The 17804-nt window shown below is 54.2% G+C and carries 13 protein-coding genes; 4 read left to right on the top strand and 9 right to left on the bottom strand.

Going from position 1 to position 17804, the window contains the following annotated elements; genetic code table 11:
- The first annotated feature begins 181 nt into the window (after positions 1 to 181).
- Positions 182 to 1933: a gamma-glutamyltransferase gene (ggt, locus tag J8X26_RS00310; RefSeq protein WP_152327852.1), complete on the top strand. Its 1752-nt coding sequence runs from the start codon at positions 182 to 184 to the stop codon at positions 1931 to 1933.
- A gap of 79 nt (positions 1934 to 2012) precedes the next feature.
- Here the strand turns inward: ggt and proY are convergent, their stop codons facing one another.
- From proY to phoB, 5 genes are all read right to left on the bottom strand, one after another.
- Positions 2013 to 3443: a proline-specific permease ProY gene (gene proY, locus J8X26_RS00305; protein WP_165059282.1), complete on the bottom strand. Its 1431-nt coding sequence runs from the start codon at positions 3441 to 3443 to the stop codon at positions 2013 to 2015.
- Positions 3444 to 3599: 156 nt separating this feature from the next.
- Positions 3600 to 4919, bottom strand: a complete 1320-nt coding sequence (gene brnQ, locus J8X26_RS00300; RefSeq protein ID WP_165059281.1) for a branched-chain amino acid transport system II carrier protein — start codon at positions 4917 to 4919, stop codon at positions 3600 to 3602.
- A gap of 446 nt (positions 4920 to 5365) precedes the next feature.
- On the bottom strand, positions 5366 to 6469 hold the full coding sequence (locus J8X26_RS00295) for a cobalamin-independent methionine synthase II family protein (RefSeq protein WP_208949882.1): 1104 nt from the start codon (positions 6467 to 6469) through the stop codon (positions 5366 to 5368).
- Between the two features lie 256 nt (positions 6470 to 6725).
- Complete coding sequence (gene phoR / locus J8X26_RS00290) at positions 6726 to 8045, bottom strand: phosphate regulon sensor histidine kinase PhoR (protein ID WP_152327848.1); 1320 nt, start codon at positions 8043 to 8045, stop codon at positions 6726 to 6728.
- A gap of 23 nt (positions 8046 to 8068) precedes the next feature.
- A complete protein-coding gene (phoB, locus tag J8X26_RS00285; RefSeq protein WP_013576682.1) occupies positions 8069 to 8758 on the bottom strand; it encodes a phosphate response regulator transcription factor PhoB in 690 nt (229 codons plus the stop codon).
- 227 nt (positions 8759 to 8985) lie between these two features.
- Here phoB and sbcD point away from each other — a divergent pair, with 227 nt between their 5' ends.
- Positions 8986 to 10224, top strand: coding sequence for an exonuclease subunit SbcD (gene sbcD / locus J8X26_RS00280; RefSeq protein WP_208949881.1), 1239 nt, complete (start codon positions 8986 to 8988; stop codon positions 10222 to 10224).
- Entirely contained in the window at positions 10221 to 13478 is a 3258-nt protein-coding gene (sbcC, locus tag J8X26_RS00275; protein WP_208949880.1) for an exonuclease subunit SbcC, read from the top strand. The genes sbcD and sbcC overlap by 4 nt, the downstream gene beginning before the upstream one ends.
- A 53-nt stretch (positions 13479 to 13531) precedes the next feature.
- Here sbcC and mak read toward each other — a convergent pair whose 3' ends face one another.
- A complete protein-coding gene (gene mak, locus J8X26_RS00270; RefSeq protein ID WP_208949879.1) occupies positions 13532 to 14452 on the bottom strand; it encodes a fructokinase in 921 nt (306 codons plus the stop codon).
- Positions 14453 to 14662: 210 nt separating this feature from the next.
- Here mak and rdgC point away from each other — a divergent pair, with 210 nt between their 5' ends.
- The gene (gene rdgC / locus J8X26_RS00265; protein WP_208949878.1) at positions 14663 to 15577 is read left to right on the top strand and encodes a recombination-associated protein RdgC; all 915 of its coding nucleotides are present in this window, start codon (positions 14663 to 14665) and stop codon (positions 15575 to 15577) included.
- A gap of 69 nt (positions 15578 to 15646) precedes the next feature.
- On the opposite strand, the gene ppnP is transcribed toward rdgC, so the two are convergent.
- From ppnP to J8X26_RS00250, 3 genes are all read right to left on the bottom strand, one after another.
- On the bottom strand, positions 15647 to 15937 hold the full coding sequence (gene ppnP, locus J8X26_RS00260; RefSeq protein ID WP_101075794.1) for a pyrimidine/purine nucleoside phosphorylase: 291 nt from the start codon (positions 15935 to 15937) through the stop codon (positions 15647 to 15649).
- 194 nt (positions 15938 to 16131) lie between these two features.
- Positions 16132 to 16809, bottom strand: a complete 678-nt coding sequence (locus J8X26_RS00255) for an AroM family protein (protein WP_208949877.1) — start codon at positions 16807 to 16809, stop codon at positions 16132 to 16134.
- A gap of 5 nt (positions 16810 to 16814) precedes the next feature.
- Positions 16815 to 17744, bottom strand: a complete 930-nt coding sequence (locus J8X26_RS00250) for a DUF1177 domain-containing protein (protein WP_208949876.1) — start codon at positions 17742 to 17744, stop codon at positions 16815 to 16817.
- Positions 17745 to 17804 lie beyond the last annotated feature (60 nt).

Here is a 17804-nt window from a genome sequence, read left to right as displayed (position 1 = left end):
TTCTTGCTCCCCGTTATTCCTGTTTTGCGTCTACGCTGAAAACGTCCCGGTCGCGTCATTATGGCGTGCAGTTTGCATAGTTATTTGTCGAAATACTGCCGGATTAAAAAACAAAAAAGCGTTATCACACAATAACCTGAAGGTTATGACTCATAAGACAGGGTAATAAACAGGAGCCCCTATGTTACGGAAATCACTAATCGCGCTGGCTTTACTGACCAGCTTCCCGTTGTACGCCGCATCCGGTCCTGCGGTTGAAGCCAAAAATGGCATGGTTGTCACCTCGCAACATCTGGCGTCGCAGGTTGGCGTCGATATTCTCAAAATGGGCGGTAATGCCATTGATGCCGCCGTAGCAGTCGGTTATGCGCAGGCCGTCGTCAACCCGTGTTGTGGCAATATCGGCGGCGGTGGCTTCATGACGGTGCATCTTGCCAATGGTAAAGACACCTTTATTAACTTTCGCGAAACGGCACCAGCTGCCGCCAGCGCCAATATGTATCTCGACGCCGACGGTAACGTAAAAAAAGGCGCCAGCCTCTACGGCTATCTTGCCGCCGGTGTACCGGGTACGGTTTTAGGATTAGATACGGTGCAGAAGGAATACGGCAAACTGACCCGCCAGCAAGTCATGGCGCCGGCGATTAAACTGGCGCGCGAAGGTTTTGTGCTCACCCGTGGCGATACCGATATTCTCGATACCAAGGTCGACCGCTTCAAAGAAGATCCTGAAGCGGCGCGTATCTTCCTGCATAAAGACGGCAGCGCATTCCAGCCCGGCGATACACTGGTGCAAACCGATTTAGCCAATACGCTGGAATCTATATCAAAAAACGGGCCGGATGCTTTCTATAAAGGCAAAATCCCGGCAGCTGTCGAAGCGGCATCAAAAAAAGGGGGCGGCATCCTGACAGCGGCGGATTTCGCAAACTATAAAGTCACTGAAGACGCACCGATCACTTGCAGCTATCGCGGCTATAAATTTGTGTCCGCCCCTCCTCCGAGTTCCGGCGGTGTGACGATGTGTGAAATTCTCAACATCGTCGAAGGTTATGACCTGAAAAGTATGGGCTTCAACTCGGCGGCTTCAATTCACGTCCTCACCGAAGCCATGCGCCATGCCTACATGGACCGCAATACCTATCTCGGCGATCCGGAATTTGTAAAAAACCCGATCGATCGTCTGGTCAGCAAAAGTTACGCGGAGGAAATCCGTAAGAAAATAGAAGCGGATAAAGCCACGCCTTCTACACAGGTTCAGCCCGGTATGGAACCCCACGAGAAACCGGAAACCACCCATTATTCTATCGTCGATAAAATGGGTAATGCGGTCTCCACCACTTACACTATCAATGGTCTGTTTGGTTCTGTGGTCATTGCACCGGGCACCGGTTTCTTCCTTAACGACGAAATGGATGATTTCACCACCAAAATTGGTGAGAAAAATCTGTTCGGTCTGGTGCAGGGGCCGAAAAATTCAATCGCCCCCGGTAAGCGCCCACTATCGTCAATGAGCCCGAGCCTGGTGACTAAGGACGGTAAAACCTTCATGGTTCTGGGTTCACCGGGCGGTTCACGCATCATCACCATTACCCTGCAGACGGCGCTGAATGTAATCGATCACGGAATGCCACCGCAGGAAGCCGTGAATGCGCCGCGTATTCACCATCAGTGGTTGCCGGATGAAGTCTATTACGAGCAGCGTGGCGTTTCTCAGGACAGCCTGAACATCCTGCAAAAGATGGGCTATAAAATGGTTGAACAAACACCGTGGGGCGCAGCAGAACTGATTATGGTGGGATTGCCGGGTGCTGCTGGCGTGACACCGGCCACTTCAGGTAACGACTCTGCAGTATCGGGTAAAGTGCGCGAAGGCTATCTGTACGGCGCGAATGATGTGCGCCGGCCGGCAGGTGCAGCAATAGGTTATTAATCTTCCTGCGTAGAAAAAAAACGCCCCCGCTATCTCGATGATATCGGGGGCGTTTCTTTACCGGAAGGTAAGTGCTTGCTTACGCTTTGTTGCTGAGCGCCAGTGCTGCTTTCTTACGGTCGTTACGCAATTTGAAGCGGTAACCGACCAGCAGCGCCACAACCCAAACCAGACCGACATACAGCGACACGCGGGTATCCGGGAAGTAACCAATCAGCCCGATAATAAACACCAGGAAAATGATCCCGAAGACCGAGGTATAAACGCCGCCGCGTAGCGGGAATTCCAGCTCTTTAATCTGCTGTTTGCTGAGCTTGCGACGGAAACCGATCTGGGAGAACAGGATCATAATCCACACCCAAACGGTCGCGAATGTCGCCAGAGACGCAATCACCAGGAATACGCTGGACGGCATGATGTAGTTCAGATAAACCGCCACCAGCAGCGCCGCCATCATCACCAGAACTGTGACCCACGGCGTGCCAAGACGCGAAACTTTGCTGAACATTTTAGGCGCCTGCCCCTGCTCTGCCATACCGTGCAGCATACGGCCCACGCCGAACACGTCACTGTTAATCGCAGAAAGAGACGCGGTGATCACCACGAAGTTCAGAATGGTTGCCGCCGCCGCAATCCCCATGTGCTGGAACGTCAGCACGAACGGGCTGCCCTGCGTCCCCACCTGATTCCATGGGAAAATCGACATAATCACAAACAGCGTACCCACGTAGAACACCAGAATACGCAGTGGAACGGAGTTGATGGCTTTCGGAATAGATTTCTTCGGGTCTTCCGCTTCACCGGCGGTAATACCGATGATCTCGATACCGCCATAGGCAAACATCACCAGTTGCAACGACAGGATCGTGCCCATGATGCCCTGGCTGAAGAAGCCGCCGTTCGTCCACAGATTGTGGATACCGGTCGCCTGCCCACCGTTGCCAATGCCCCAGAAGATAATACCGAAACCGGCAATGATCATGATGATGATGGTGAAAACTTTGAAGAAGGAGAACCAGAACTCCAGTTCACCGAACACCTTCACGCTCACCAGATTGATAGCGCCGATAATCAGCACCACACTCAGCACCCAGGTCCATTGTGGTACATCCGGGAACCACACGCCCATGTAAATACCGAACGCCGTAACATCGGCAATCGCGACAATCAGAATCTCAAAACAATACGTCCAGCCGGTGATGTAGCCGGCCATCGGCCCGAGATAATCCTGCGCGTAACGGGAGAACGACCCGCTCTGCGGATTATTAACGGACATCTCACCCAATGCACGCATGATGATAAATGCGATGATCCCGCCGACCAGATAGGCAAGCAGCACGCTTGGTCCGGCCATTTTGATGGCATCGGCAGATCCGTAAAATAACCCGGTACCGATGGCTGATCCCAGTGCCATAAAGCGAATATGGCGCGTTGTCAGGCCACGTTTTAGCTTCGTGCCTGGCGCTTCTTTTTGCTCTGTTGGTTGTTCAGCTTCTTGCTGCATGTGCATTAACCCGTATGTTTTTTAAATATCAAAAGTGCGTATTTTAAGAAATTAACTTTTTTACCTGCCAATGAAAAAGCCACGGAAGATTCTCCGTGGCCCGATTGGCGAAACATTCAGCAGACTAATTATATTTTATGCCGTTGAACATTCACCAAATGATCATTGGTGCGCAGTGACGCTACGCGGACCGCTGATTTTGTCATAAATACCGGCCAGCACCAGCATTAATAATGACGGTGGTAACCAGGCCAGACCTTGCGCCGCCAGCGGCAGGTTCGCAGTCCAGGCTGGCATAAGATCTGCAAAAGCAGAAGCTTTGATGCCGTCAACAATACCGAAGACCAGGCTGACAACCATCACAGGTGCGACGATACGCGTAGTGCTGTTCCACCAGCGCAGGGTAAAGCTCAGTACAACCAGCGCAATACACGGCGGATAAATCGCAGTCAGAACCGGTACGGAAATCTGAATCAGATGGCTCAGGCCCAGGTTGGACACCAGCATTGAGAACAGACCCAGAATGAAGACCAGCGTTTTATATGACAACGGCAGATACTGAGCGAAGAACTCAGCACAGGCGCAGGTCAGACCAACCGCGGTGACCATACAGGCGATGAAAATCAGCGCACCGAGGAAGAAACTACCCACGCTGCCAAAAGTATGTGCCACGTAAGCATGCAGGATCACCGCGCCGTTTGTTGCATTTGGCACCAGCGAGGCACTGTTTTCGCCCAGTTTGAACAGACTCAGATAGACCAGCATCAGGCCCAGACCGGCAATCAGCCCTGCCAGAACCGTATAACGGGTCAGCAGTTTGGCATCGGTCACGCCACGCGAACGTGCGGCGTTAACGATAACAATCCCGAAGACCAGCGCGCCCAGCGTATCCATCGTCAGATAGCCGTTAACAAAACCGCTGGAGAACGGCACCGTCTGGTAAGCGTCAACCGCAGGCATGGACTGACCGGCAGGCCATAGCAGTGCAGCGATACCCAGCGCGCCCAGCGCCACCATTTTCAGCGGTGCAAGGAAATGCCCGACGGTATCGAGCAGACGGCCCGGATACAGGGAGATACCAATCACCAGAGCGAAATAAATCACGCTGTAAATCAGCAGAGGCAGCGGGCCGTCACCGGTCATCGGTGCGATACCGACTTCAAAGGAAACCGTCGCCGTACGCGGTGTGGCAAACAGCGGGCCCACAGCCAGATAACAGACAGTCGCCAGAAGAATACCGGCACCACGACCAATAGGCGTACTCAGGGCGTCAACACCGCCACCGACGCGCGCAAGCGCAATCACGGTCATCACAGGAAGCCCTACCGCCGTGATCATAAACCCGGCAGCTGCCCACCAGACTTCATGACCGGCCTGCAAGCCTACCATCGGCGGGAAAATGATGTTTCCTGCCCCGACGAATAAGGCGAAGGTCATGAAACCCAGCGCCAGAATATCTTTATTTGTTAAACGAGTACTCATGATTGGTGTCGTGTTGCCTGTTCAAATGAATAAAGTGTCCGATGCTGTCGTCGTGCTACTCCGTCAGAAGGATGAATGGCGTTGTCATAGCCAGAGAACACCAATGTGAGGATCGGAGTGAGCTAAAAACGCCTGATGATATGCAGATGATTACGTTGTTATGCAGGGAGTATCGAGCGACAGCGGGGCTTAAGGTAAACGTTTATAGCGTAGAAAGGCAAGCCGTGATCGAAAAAGCAGAGTGTTCAACCAGATTAATACGACAAAGCAGTAACAATCACTAAATACCTTCCAAAACACGCAATATGATATGTATGATTTTTGAACGAACAAAGCACAAGATATGCTCCGATAAGATTAAAAATGCGTGAAATCACCATCCACAGGTCATTTCACGCACAATATCCAGCATTTTTACGAGGGCAAAATTTAGCCGCTTTCCGGATTTACCAGACGCGGGCGGCGATATCCACCACCAGTTTAAGTTTTTCCCACTGCTGCGCTTCGGTCAGGCTATTGCCTTCTTCCGTAGACGCGAAGCCACACTGCGGGCTCAGGCAAATCTGGTTAATGTCCAGATATTCAGCCGCCTCTGCGATCCGTGCTTCCACGGTTTTCGCCAGCTCAAGTTCACCGGATTTGGTGGTGATCAGCCCCAGAACCGCCTGCTGATGACCTTTTTTGATGAAACGCAGTGGCTCAAAACCGCCTGAACGTTCATTGTCATATTCCAGGAAGAAGGCGTCGATATTCACACCGCCAAACAGAATCTCTGCCACCGGCTCATAGCCACCTTCAGAAATCCAGGTTGAACGGAAGTTACCGCGGCAGACATGCAGGCCAATCACCAGATCGTCAGGTTTACCGGCGATGGCTTTGTTGAGCACGTCAGCGTAAGTACGTGCTAACTCTTCCGGAGAGTCACCCCGTTCGCGGATTTGTTTCTTCTGATCTTCAGAACACAGATACGCCCAGACGGTATCGTCGAGTTGCAGATAACGACAGCCGGCATCGTAAAAGGCTTTGATCGCGTCCCGGTAAACCTGTGCCAGATCGTCAAAATAGTCTTTCAGATCAGGATAAACGTCTTTGCTGATAGCATTTCGGCCACCGCGAAAATGCATCACGCTCGGGCTGGGAATAGTCATTTTCGGCACAGCCGTTCCGCTGATACTTTTCAGGAAACGGAAATCTTCCAGCATCGGGTGCGAACCAAAACCGAGTTTGCTCACCACTTTGATACTGCGCGCTTTCGTCTGTACGCCGTTGAACTGGATCCCCTGAACCGCATCATAACCTTCCACCCCTTCCAGGCCTTCGAAGAAGTCAAAGTGCCACCACGCACGGCGGAACTCGCCATCCGTCACCACCTGCAGACCGGCTTCACGCTGCAAATCCACCACACGGCGGATTTCAGTGTCTTCCACCGAGCGCAGCTGTACTGCATTAATTTCACCGGCCTGAAACTGTTTGCGGGCTTCTTTGATCGCGGCCGGACGCAGGAAACTGCCAACGACGTCAGCGCGGAACGGAGGGGTAGTACGTTGCATGAAAACTCCTTATGGCATCACGCCCCTGGCGGAATGCGAATGATTTACAAAGTAAATAATTACGTTGCGTTACTTATAGACATCTGGATGTCTAAACGGCTTTAAGGCCATACTGTCATGCAGCCTGTTCACTCACAACAGAGGAATTTTCATGGGACGTGAAATAAATTCATGATCATCAGGCAGAATCGCGCCATAAATAGAAATGAAAAAGCCTGCTATCGGCTGATAACAGACTTCACGTAAATTGCTGAAATTAAGGTTTTACGGTGACCGGGGAGTCTGACCCCTGAGGAACAATCAATTTTGGTGCCAGCGTGAACATAAACCGCGTGCCGACGCCGACTTCGCTGAGGACTTCGAGTTTCGAATTATGGTGGCTGAGCGCATGTTTTACGATGGCGAGCCCCAGTCCGCTGCCGCCGGTCTGGCGTGAGCGCGCCTTATCCACACGGTAAAAACGTTCGGTCAGACGCGGTAAGTGCTGCGGCGCAATGCCCGGCCCGTTGTCACTTATCTGAAACTGCGCGCCATGTTGAATTTGCTGCCAGCTGACTTCAATCCGCGTGCCCGGCGGGGTGTGATTCACGGCGTTATACACCAGATTCGACACTGCACTGCGCAGCTGATCTTCATTGCCAAAGACTTTCAGCTTTTCGTTTACCCGAAACACCACTTCATGTTTCCCGCCGCTTAACGTCTGCACTTCCCGCTCAAGCATGCTGAGCATCACCGGAATATCGACCTTCTCGTGCATATCGATATTGGCGGATGCTTCGATTTTCGACAGGGTCAGAAGTTGCTTCACCAGCCCGTCCATGCGCCTCGTCTGCTCCTGCATCGTATCCAGCGCTTTGGTGCGGAACGGCTCTTCCAGCTTGGCGTCTTCCATCATTTCCAGATACCCCTGCAACACAGTGAGCGGCGTGCGAAGTTCATGGCTGACGTTGGCAAAGAAGTTACGTCGCGCGCCTTCGAGCTGACGCATTTGCGTGACGTCACGCGCCACCATCAGAAGCTGCCCCTCGGAATACGGCATCACGCGAAACTCGACGTAATGTTCATTATTGAGTTGCAGATTCAGGGCACGGCTGAAGTCACGGGTCTGGATCCAGGTGCGGAATTCCGGATAACGCAGCAGGTTAAAAATATGCTGGCCGTTATCTTCCGGCCAGCGGAAACCAAGCAGATCCTGCGCCAGTCCGTTACACCAGAAGATATTGCCTTCTTCCGTCGCCAGAACCACCGCATCCGGCAGCGATTCGGCACCGCTGCGGAAACGTTTGATCAACTGACCTAATTCACGACGACGTCGCCGGTTGCGCATCTGCATCTGGTTCAGCCCGTAAAACAGCGGTTCCCAGCTCCAGCGCCCGTTCGGCGGGGTGATGCTGCGGTCAAGCCACAGCCAGTGAGAGAGTTTAAGCTGATTGTAATAATTCCAGCCCAGCGCCGCGACCAGCGACGCAAAGAGGAGCCAGCCGAAATGGCCGACGAAAATTCCGAGGATCAGGGCTGGCAGACAAAATAGAAAAAATTCGCCGGCCAGACGTTTCCATGACAAACGTTCTAACACACAGGTTCTCCGCTGTGGGGGACTCAATAACGCGTTGAGAAACGATATCCGGTACCACGAACAGTCTGGATCATTCTGTCATGTCCACTGGTTTCCAGCGCTTTACGCAAACGACGAATATGCACGTCTACCGTGCGATCTTCCACATAAACGTTAGTGCCCCACACGTTATTGAGCAACTGTTCTCTGCTGTAAACGCGTTCGGAATGGGTCATAAAGAAGTGTAACAACTTAAATTCGGTCGGCCCCATATCGAGCGCCTGCTCGTTGGCCATCACCCGGTGAGACGACGGATCCAGACTGAGCCCCTGCATGTCGATCACTTCTTCGACCGCCATTGGCGAAATCCGGCGCATCACCGCTTTAATACGGGCAACCAGTTCTTTTGGTGAAAACGGTTTAGTGATGTAATCATCGGCACCGACTTCCAGGCCGCGCACCCGATCTTCTTCTTCACCGCGAGCGGTCAGCATCATCACCGGAATTTCGCGGGTCAGCGCTTCACGTTTAAGGTGCTTAATAAACTGAATACCGGAACCGCCGGGTAGCATCCAGTCGAGCAGGATCAGTTCTGGGTAAGGTTCCACTAACTGACCAATCGCTGAATCAAAATCTTCAGCTTCTACTGCCTGATATCCATTCTGTTCCAGTACAAAACACACCATTTCACGGATTGGAGCTTCGTCTTCAACCACCAATATACGTCTAGCCATCGTAGGTCCTGCCAATAGGTTAGCGATCTTTTATTTGATTGCGGGCGCCATTATGCGTCAGTTTTGTGACAGATTTATGAATGAAAATGATGGTTCATTTAAGGCAAATATGACAGATAAATTCCCGCCATCCTGCTGAAATTGGTCTGATTTATCGGGGACAGGTTCCCCCGACGACGTTTATACTTTGCACCATTGTCGTCATACAGGGTTCACACGGGAGTCTCATGCGCCTGATCCACACCTCCGACTGGCACCTCGGCCAGTACTTTTTTACCAAAAGCCGCGCCGCTGAACATCAGGCATTTTTGCGCTGGCTGACCGGTCAGGTGCAGCAGCATCAGGTGGACGCCGTCATTGTCGCCGGGGACATCTTTGATACCGGTTCGCCGCCCAGTTACGCCCGCGAGTTGTACAACCGCTTCGTGGTGGAATTACAACAAACCGGCTGTCAGCTGGTGGTGCTGGCCGGGAATCACGATTCCGTCGCCACCCTCAATGAATCCCGCGAACTGCTTTCGTGCCTGAATACGCGGGTGATTGCCACCGTCGGTGAAGACCTCTCTGAACAGATTTTAGTGTTAAACCAGCGTGACGGGAAACCGGGCGCGGTGCTTTGTGCTATCCCGTTTTTACGTCCGCGCGATTTGCTCGCCAGTCAGGCCGGACAATCCGGCAGCGACAAACAGCTGGCATTACAGGAAGCCATCGCCGGACATTACGACACCCTGTGGCAGGCCGCGCAGGCCAAACGCGACGAACTGGGTATGCCGCTGCCGGTTATTGCTACCGGCCATCTGACCACCGTCGGCGTCAGCACGTCTGACTCCGTGCGCGACATCTATATAGGCACGCTCGACGCCTTCCCGGCCCAGGCATTTCCGCCGGTAGATTACGTGGCGCTCGGGCATATTCACCGCGCCCAGTGCGTCGCAAAAACCGAACATATCCGTTACAGCGGCTCGCCGATTGCCCTGAGTTTTGACGAACTGAGCAAAGCCAAAAGTGTGTACTTACTCGATTTCGACGGCGCAACGCTTAACGCCATCGACACGCTGGAAATCCCGGTTTTCCAGCCCATGCAGATCATCAAAGGTTCGCTGGCTGAAATCGAAAAACAGCTGGCGCAGTTTGCAGGCGGCGATATGCAAAAGCCGGTCTGGCTGGATATCGAAGTCGCCACGCAGGATTATCTCAGTGATATCCAGCGGCGTATTCAGACGCTGACCGCAGATTTGCCGGTGGAAGTCGTTCTGCTGCGCCGCAGTAAAGAACAGCGCATCAGCAGCATCGAACAACAGGAAAAAGAAACGCTCAGCGAACTGAGTGTCAGCGAAGTGTTCGAGCGGCGGCTGGCGCAGGAAACCGCCCCCGACGAACCGCGTCAGGCAAGGATGCGCACGCTGTTCGAACAGGTTGTCAGTCAGGTTACCAGCGGCGAGTCCGCAGAGGATGCCGCACAATGAAAATTCTCAGTCTGCGTTTAAAAAACCTGAATTCGCTGGAAGGCGAATGGAAAATTGATTTCACCGCTGAGCCGTTTGCCAGCAACGGTTTATTTGCCATCACCGGCCCGACCGGCGCGGGGAAAACCACCCTGCTCGACGCCATTTGTCTGGCGCTTTATCACCAGACACCGCGTCTGAACGTCACGCCGAGTCAGAATGAACTGATGACCCGCCACACCGCCGAATCGCTGGCGGAAGTCGAGTTTGAGGTCAAAGGCATTGGCTACCGCGCGTTCTGGAGCCAGCGCCGGGCCAAAAACTCGCCGGACGGCAATTTACAGGCGCCGAAAGTGGAACTGGCACTGCTGGCCGATGGAAAAATTCTGGCCGACAAAGTGCGCGATAAACTTGATGCCATCGCCGAGCTGACCGGGCTGGATTTTGGCCGTTTCACCAAATCAATGATGCTTTCACAAGGCCAGTTCGCCGCGTTCCTGAATGCCGATGCCAACGACCGCGCGGAATTGCTGGAAGAACTCACCGGCACCGAAATCTACGGGCGGCTTTCTGAGCGCGTGTTTGAACAACATAAAGAAGCCAAAAATCAGCTCGACGGTTTGTATCAGCGTATGGCAGGTATCGAGTTGCTCAGCGAAGAGCAGCGTCAGGCGTTTGAAACGGAACTTGCCGCGCTGAACGCGCAGGAAATTATCCTCAGCCAGCAGGCGCTTCAGCGCCAGCAGGATCTGAACTGGCTGCAACAATGGCAACAGGTGCAGCAAAAATATCAGCAATCTCAGCAGCAGCTGACGGCGGCAGAGCAGGAAAACCTCGCCGCAGCGCCGCAGTTGCAACAACTCGCGCGCAGTGAACCGGCTGAAAAGCTGCGTCCGCTGCTCAGCGACCGGTTGCGCTGTGAGAAAGAAACACAGGAGTTACAGCAGGCGCTCACGCAACTGGTTCAGCAACAGCAACAACAGGCCGCACAGATGACACCGCTGGCTTTGGCGCTGGAACAGGCGAAAACCGCTCGCCAGAAACAGGCCGGAGAGCAGCGCCAGCTACAGACGCTGATGGACGAAAAAGTTCTGCCGCTGGATAGCGAAATTGCCCGGTGGCACAAATCACTGACTGACACGCAGCAGGCCGTCAGTGAAGTACAGAAACAGGCCAGTGAGCATAACGCGACGCTGGCGAAAATCACCGAAGAACGGCAGAAACTGGAGGTACAGAGTCAGCAGCATCAGGCGAAACACACCACGCTGACCGCCGCGCTTGAGACTCAGCAACAGCGTCAGGTTGAACTGGAAAAACAGCAGCCGCTGACGGCGTTGCAGAAGCGGCAATCTGAACTGGCGCAACTGCGTCCGGTACGCCAGCAGCTGTTCTCACTCGCACAGATTTTCCCTCAGCTCGACTCACGTGTCCGTCAGCAGCATCAGGATTTTGCGCAGAATCAGACGGCAATCGCGGAAGAAGAAGAACGCCTTGGCAAAATCCGTCTGCAATGCCAGAAACAGCTCGAGCATCTGAATGATGTCAAAGCGCGGCTGAAAAGCGAGGAACTGATCGTCAGCCTGACGGCAGAACGCGCGAATCTGCAAAGCGGCCTACCCTGCCCGCTGTGCGGTTCCACCTCGCATCCGGCGATTGAAAGTTATCAGGAGATCAAACCGTCTGAAACGGCGCAGCGTGTTGAGAAAATGCAGCTGGAATTTGATGCAGCGAAAGCCAGCGGAATCGAACTGGCCGCGAAAATTAAAAGCCTGAAAGAACACCAATTGCGCCTGCAAACGCAGCTTGAGCACGACCAGCAGCAACTGAACGCGCATCTCGAAAACTGGAAGAAAATCAGCGCTCCGCATGGTCTGACGTTCACCCTGAATGATGCGGCGGACATTCAGCAATGGCTGGCGTCATGCGATCAGGAAGAACAGCAAACACAGGAAACCCTCCGCCAGCATGAACAGCTGGCCCGTGCGCTGCAACAGGCGAAAGACGCCCTCAGCGAAGCCGCCGGCGAACAACAAAAAGTCCAGCAGCAAAGTGCATTGCTGGCAGAGCGTTTTACGCTGACGCAGCAAAACCTGACGAAGTCTCTGGAACAGCTTGAACGCCTGCAAACCCAGTATGCGGATGGCGAGAAAACGCTGAAGGAACTGACGGCGCAGCGCACAGAACTCTTCGGCGCCCGTCAGGTTACGCAGGTTCGCGAGCACTTACATCAGCAACAACAGGCCGCCGAGAAAGCGGTCAGCGAAGCCGAGACTGCCCTTCACCGGGCGCAGGAACTTCGCGACAAACTGGCCGGTCAGCTCGCCAGCACGCAACTGCAACATCAGCAGACCGCGGCCCGTCTGCATCAGGCACAAACAGACTGGCAACAGGCGCTGGCCCACAGCGAGTTTTCGGATGAAGACGCAGTGAAACTCGCGATGCTCGACGACGCATTACGCCAGCAACTCCTTCAGCGTAAAGACCAGTTGCAGAAACAGCGGGTACAGGCTCAGGCGCTGTTAAGCGACGCGAAAGAGACACTGGAGAAACAGCGGCTCGCACGCCCTGCGCATCTGAGTGAATACGAAAGCGATCTCACGGCGCTGATGGCCGAGCAGGAATCGCTGTCACAAAGCCTGAAAGCGCTGCAACAGCGCACCGGCGAAGTGAGTAATCAGCTTAAATTCGACAAGGAACGCAGCGGCAGCCAGCAGCAGTTAATCGCGCAGATTGCGCAAGCGCAGCTGACCTGTGATGACTGGGGATATCTCAATCAGATGATTGGCTCCAGCGATGGCGCGAAATTCCGTAAGTTCGCGCAGGGGCTGACGCTGGATCATCTGGTGTATCTGGCGAACCGCCAGCTGGAAAAACTGCATGGCCGTTATCTGTTGCAGCGTAAAACCAGCGACGCGCTGGAGTTGCAGGTTGTCGATACGTGGCAGGCAGACGCCGTGCGTGATACCCGCACGTTATCCGGCGGCGAGAGCTTCCTGGTCAGTCTGGCGCTGGCGCTGGCGTTGTCAGATCTGGTGAGCGATAAAACCCGCATCGATTCGCTGTTCCTCGACGAAGGTTTCGGTACGCTCGACGCCGACACGCTGGACACCGCGCTGGACGCCCTCGACAGCCTGAACGCCTCCGGTAAAACCATTGGCGTGATCAGCCACGTTGAAGCGATGAAAGACCGCATTCCGGTGCAAATCAAAGTGACCAAGGTGAACGGGCTGGGCGTCAGCCGCCTGAGCAGTGAATTTAAAGTCCCGTCGCAGTAAACGATAAAGCCGCATGATGGCGTGACATCATGCGGCTTTTGTCTGCCAGAAAATTACAACGCGAAGCGCGACTGCGGCCACAACCAGGCTGCACCGCGAACACCGCTGGAATCGCCGTGAACCGCTTTAAGGATCGGCGTTTCACATTCGCCGCCAAAGACCCACTGTTTGATCAGCACGGGAACGGTCTGGTACAGACGATCGACGTTGCTCATGCCGCCGCCAAAAACGATGACATCCGGATCCAGAATATTCACCACGTTGGCCAGCGCTTTCGCCAGACGACGCTCGTAGCGGCCCAGCGCCAGCTCCGCCGTTTCGTCGCCCTGCTCAACAAGCTCAATAATTTCCGCACCTTTCAGCCGCTGGCCTGACAGTCGGAAATAATCTTCTGCAAAACCGGTGCCCGACACAAACGTCTCCACGCAGCCGGATTTGCCGCAATAGCACGGCACGTCGCGGGCAAACTGAATTTCGTCTTCATCCTGCCACGGCAGCGGGTTATGCCCCCACTCTCCGGCGTTGCCGTTTCCGCCCGCGTGCGCCACGCCGTTGAGCGCGACGCCGGAACCACAGCCGGTGCCGATAATGACCGCAAACACGGTGTGACGGCCTGCGCCTGCGCCATCAGTGGCTTCGGAAACCGCCAGACAGTTGGCGTCGTTGGCAATGTGGACTTCGCGTTTTAACAACAGCGCCAGATCTTCATCCAGCTGCTGGCCATTTAGCCAGACCGAGTTGGCATTTTTCACTTTACCGGTAAACGGCGAAAGCGTACCGGGGATCCCAAGGCCGACGCTGCCGTGCTGGCCGGTGGCTTTTTCGGCGTCCAGCACCAGACCTTCAATCGCTTTCAGCGTGCGTTCGTAATCATTTCTTGGCGTATCCACCCGCTTGCGGAAAAGTTCTTTCCCTTCGCCGGATAACGCGATGACTTCTATTTTTGTGCCGCCTAAATCAATGCCAATTCGCACGTTTTCTCTCCTGTTTCTGCCGGTAGGGTCAGTTATTTTTGAGGTTAAATCAGTGTAGAAGCTCGCTGCTGTCGTCACCAGAATAAGCTGTTATGCAATGTTTCATGCTGCGGTGATTTCTTAACGACGACCGGCGCTCAATTGGTTATCATGCCGCCCTGCATTCATTTAATCAGCGTACCACGAGTGCGCCGGGACAGGGATAACGCCATGTTATGGTTTAAGAATTTGTTGGTATACCGTTTGAGCCGTGAAGTTTCGTTATCTGCTGACGAAATGGAAAAACAGCTCAGCGCTTTCACCTTTACCCCGTGCGGCAGCCAGGATATGGCGAAAACCGGCTGGGTTTCACCGATGGGTTCCCACGGTGGCGACGCGCTGACTCACGTTAACGGCGGTCAGATCCTGATCTGCGCCCGTAAAGAAGAAAAAATCCTGCCTTCTCCGGTCATCAAACAGGAGTTACAGGCGAAGATTGATCAGCTTGAAGGTGAGCAACACCGTAAGCTGAAGAAAACCGAAAAAGATTCCCTGAAAGACGAAGTGCTGCACAGCCTGATGCCGCGCGCATTCAGCCGTTTCAGCCAGACATTCATGTGGATCGACACCGTTAACGGCCTGATCATGGTCGATGCCGCCAGCGCGAAAAAAGCGGAAGACATGCTGGCGCTGCTGCGTAAAAGCCTCGGTTCACTGCCGGTTGTGCCATTAACCATGGAAAGCCCGATCGAACTGACGCTGACCGAATGGGTACGTTCAGGCCAGACGCCTGCCGGTTTTGCCCTGCAGGACGAAGCCGAGCTGAAAGCGATTCTGGAAGAAGGCGGCGTGATCCGCTGTAAGAAACAGGCGCTGGTCAGCGACGAAATCGCCAAGCACATCGAGAATGGCAAACTGGTCACCAAGCTGGCCGTCGACTGGCAGGAACGCATTGCCGTTGTTCTGGCCGACGACGGCAGCATCAAACGTCTGAAATTCAGCGACGTGATCCGTGACCAGAACGAAGACATCGATCGCGAAGATTTCGCCGGACGTTTCGATGCTGATTTCGTGCTGATGACCGGTGAACTGGCTGCATTAATCCAGAATCTGATTGAGGCGCTGGGCGGCGAAGCCCAACGTTAATTTCAGGTCTGCAAGAATAAGAAAAGGCGCTCATTGGCGCCTTTTCTTTTTTTGCTGTGTCTGAATGATTTATTTGGTCAGATACTTGCAGAGATACGACGTGGTTTCGCCGACCTGCAAATTGAATTCACTTTTACCCGGAATGTAGAAGGTTTCGCCCGGTTTGAAGACCTGCCAGTCCGGAGAACCCGGGATCAGCACTTTCAGCGAGCCGCTGATGACGGTCATTTCTTCCGGCTTAGCGGTGCCGAAAGTGTATTCGCCGACGGCCATCACGCCAACGCTGGCTGAACCCGTACTGTCGCTGTCAAAACCAATCGACTTAACTTTCCCGTCAAAATACTCATTATTTTTCAACATAGATTGGCCCTTTGCGATAATTTTCAGAGCCTCCATATTAGGGGCAGAAACCTCATTCTGTCACTGATTATTACCGCTTTATCTGCACCAGACGACACCGCCCGCAAAGCGGCGTCGCTGATTTGATTTTAGCGTCGCACAGTGCCATTGTGGGTGGCTATCCGCTCCGCACATAACCGCTTTACTCCCCGGCGTCAGACGATCAGTTCCGCCGCCAGTTTTGCCATCAGCACGTTCGACAACAGAACCGGAATGCTGAGATGTTTTTTCAGCAATTCGGCGTGATGCCGCGTGTAACCAATACAATCGAGTACCACCACTTCCGCACCCTGCTGCGCCAGACGCATCGCCGCTTCGATAATGGTCTGGTCATCGGAAATATACGGGCTGGCCACCGCAAAGCACGGCGGTTTGGACAGCTTCCGCCATTTGCCAGACTGCTCGACGATCTGCTCTTCGATCGGCACGACAATTCCTGCGCGATGCCCGCCGACAATCGCACCAATCAGTGGCGGGATAATCCGGTCAGGCTCGAGCAGAAGCGCATTGCGGGCGTGCAGCTTTTTAAATTCGCCGGTACACAGCAGCAAAATAGTCATGCAGCCGAGCGCTTCCAGAACGTTGATTTTTTCCTGTAATCCGCGTTCAACCCGATGCGCCGCCATGGTGACCTGCGAACCGTCCAGCAAACGCGAAACCAGCACCGCATCGCCTTCCGCAGGCGCATATCGCTGCTCAATTTGCTCCGTGCTCATTCCGTCCAGCAGGCCCACGTGGGTCACTGATTTGGCCGGCAGATGCGCCATCAGCAGCGGCATAATATCGCTGCGCGGCGCCTGTCCAATGGTTAACGTCGCAAAGGTCGTGATCATAAGGCTTACTTCCGGTTTTGCAGGTGGCGCAAGCTTCCGTACAGCGACAACAGGAGTTGATATTCGTCGGCATCAAAGAACTGGCACGTACCGCGCCCGAATTCTTTTGCGACTTCCACGGCAAACTTCGCCGCCAGGGCGATATCCACTTCATGGCTCGCGCCGGTACCGCAGCCCGGCACCACCGATTCTGCCGTGATCGCAACGCCAACCACCGGAACGCTGGTCGCCGTTGACGGCTGCAAAATGCTGTTGAGGTGATGAACGCCGTTGCCGTAGGGCGTAATGTCCTGTGTGGTGACAGGGAAAGTGACCGCCGGCTTGCCGCTGGTCATCTCCATAATGCGCACAAGGTCTTGGGAAACACGCAGGATGTAGCCCTCTTTCACCGTCGGCGAAATGGCGTAACCCTTGTGATTGATAATGCGGTTGCCCTTGGTGGTATCGATGGAAAGGATCGCATCCACGCCGTCGACGACTTCGTTGTCATTCATGGTCACGTCGTCGATCGGCGAATCCATGAAATCTACCGGATCGTGCGGGCGGGTTGGCGCGTTCGGGCAGATGTGGGTAGTGATAATGACATCGCCTTCCAGCGTATCGCCTTTACGCTGCATGTCCGCCAGTTTCAGCGCACAGGTTACTGCAGCAATCGCGCCGTCCGCGTCGGACACCAGACCAATACGCGTCGGGCGTGCACCAATCCCGCCCAGACGGCCGATAATCCCCAGCGTCGGTGCAGTGCCGCCGCTGCTTTTTCCTTTGCTGCCAGGCACGGTGATACGGACGAAATCCGTGCCGCCTTTCGGGCCATCCGCACGGTTTGTTCTGGCGATGACGCCCGGATAACGGGCAAATAAATCCACAACATCCTGACCGCTGACGTGTGCGCTATCCATCAGTTCAAATACCGTTAATGTCTGTTGCAAACTCATCACAAAATCCTCTTAAAACTTCGTGACCGGCGCACAGGCGCAAAAGCCAAAACGGTCACG

Origin of the sequence: Rahnella sp. ChDrAdgB13 (genome assembly GCF_017655185.1) — a bacterium.
Classification (GTDB): Bacteria; Pseudomonadota; Gammaproteobacteria; order Enterobacterales; family Enterobacteriaceae; genus Rahnella; species Rahnella contaminans.
Note: the sequence above shows the minus strand (reverse complement) of the source record. Positions and strands in the feature narration are given on the sequence as shown.

Coding starts and splice junctions, on each gene's coding strand:
- J8X26_RS00255 (WP_208949877.1), bottom strand. CDS start 16,809: ATGATCACGACCTTTGCGACGTTAACCATTGGACAGGCGCCGCGCAGC.
- sbcC (WP_208949880.1), top strand. CDS start 10,221: ATGAAAATTCTCAGTCTGCGTTTAAAAAACCTGAATTCGCTGGAAGGC.
- sbcD (WP_208949881.1), top strand. CDS start 8,986: ATGCGCCTGATCCACACCTCCGACTGGCACCTCGGCCAGTACTTTTTT.
- ggt (WP_152327852.1), top strand. CDS start 182: ATGTTACGGAAATCACTAATCGCGCTGGCTTTACTGACCAGCTTCCCG.
- phoB (WP_013576682.1), bottom strand. CDS start 8,758: ATGGCTAGACGTATATTGGTGGTTGAAGACGAAGCTCCAATCCGTGAA.
- J8X26_RS00295 (WP_208949882.1), bottom strand. CDS start 6,469: ATGCAACGTACTACCCCTCCGTTCCGCGCTGACGTCGTTGGCAGTTTC.
- ppnP (WP_101075794.1), bottom strand. CDS start 15,937: ATGTTGAAAAATAATGAGTATTTTGACGGGAAAGTTAAGTCGATTGGT.
- proY (WP_165059282.1), bottom strand. CDS start 3,443: ATGCACATGCAGCAAGAAGCTGAACAACCAACAGAGCAAAAAGAAGCG.
- brnQ (WP_165059281.1), bottom strand. CDS start 4,919: ATGAGTACTCGTTTAACAAATAAAGATATTCTGGCGCTGGGTTTCATG.
- J8X26_RS00250 (WP_208949876.1), bottom strand. CDS start 17,744: ATGAGTTTGCAACAGACATTAACGGTATTTGAACTGATGGATAGCGCA.
- rdgC (WP_208949878.1), top strand. CDS start 14,663: ATGTTATGGTTTAAGAATTTGTTGGTATACCGTTTGAGCCGTGAAGTT.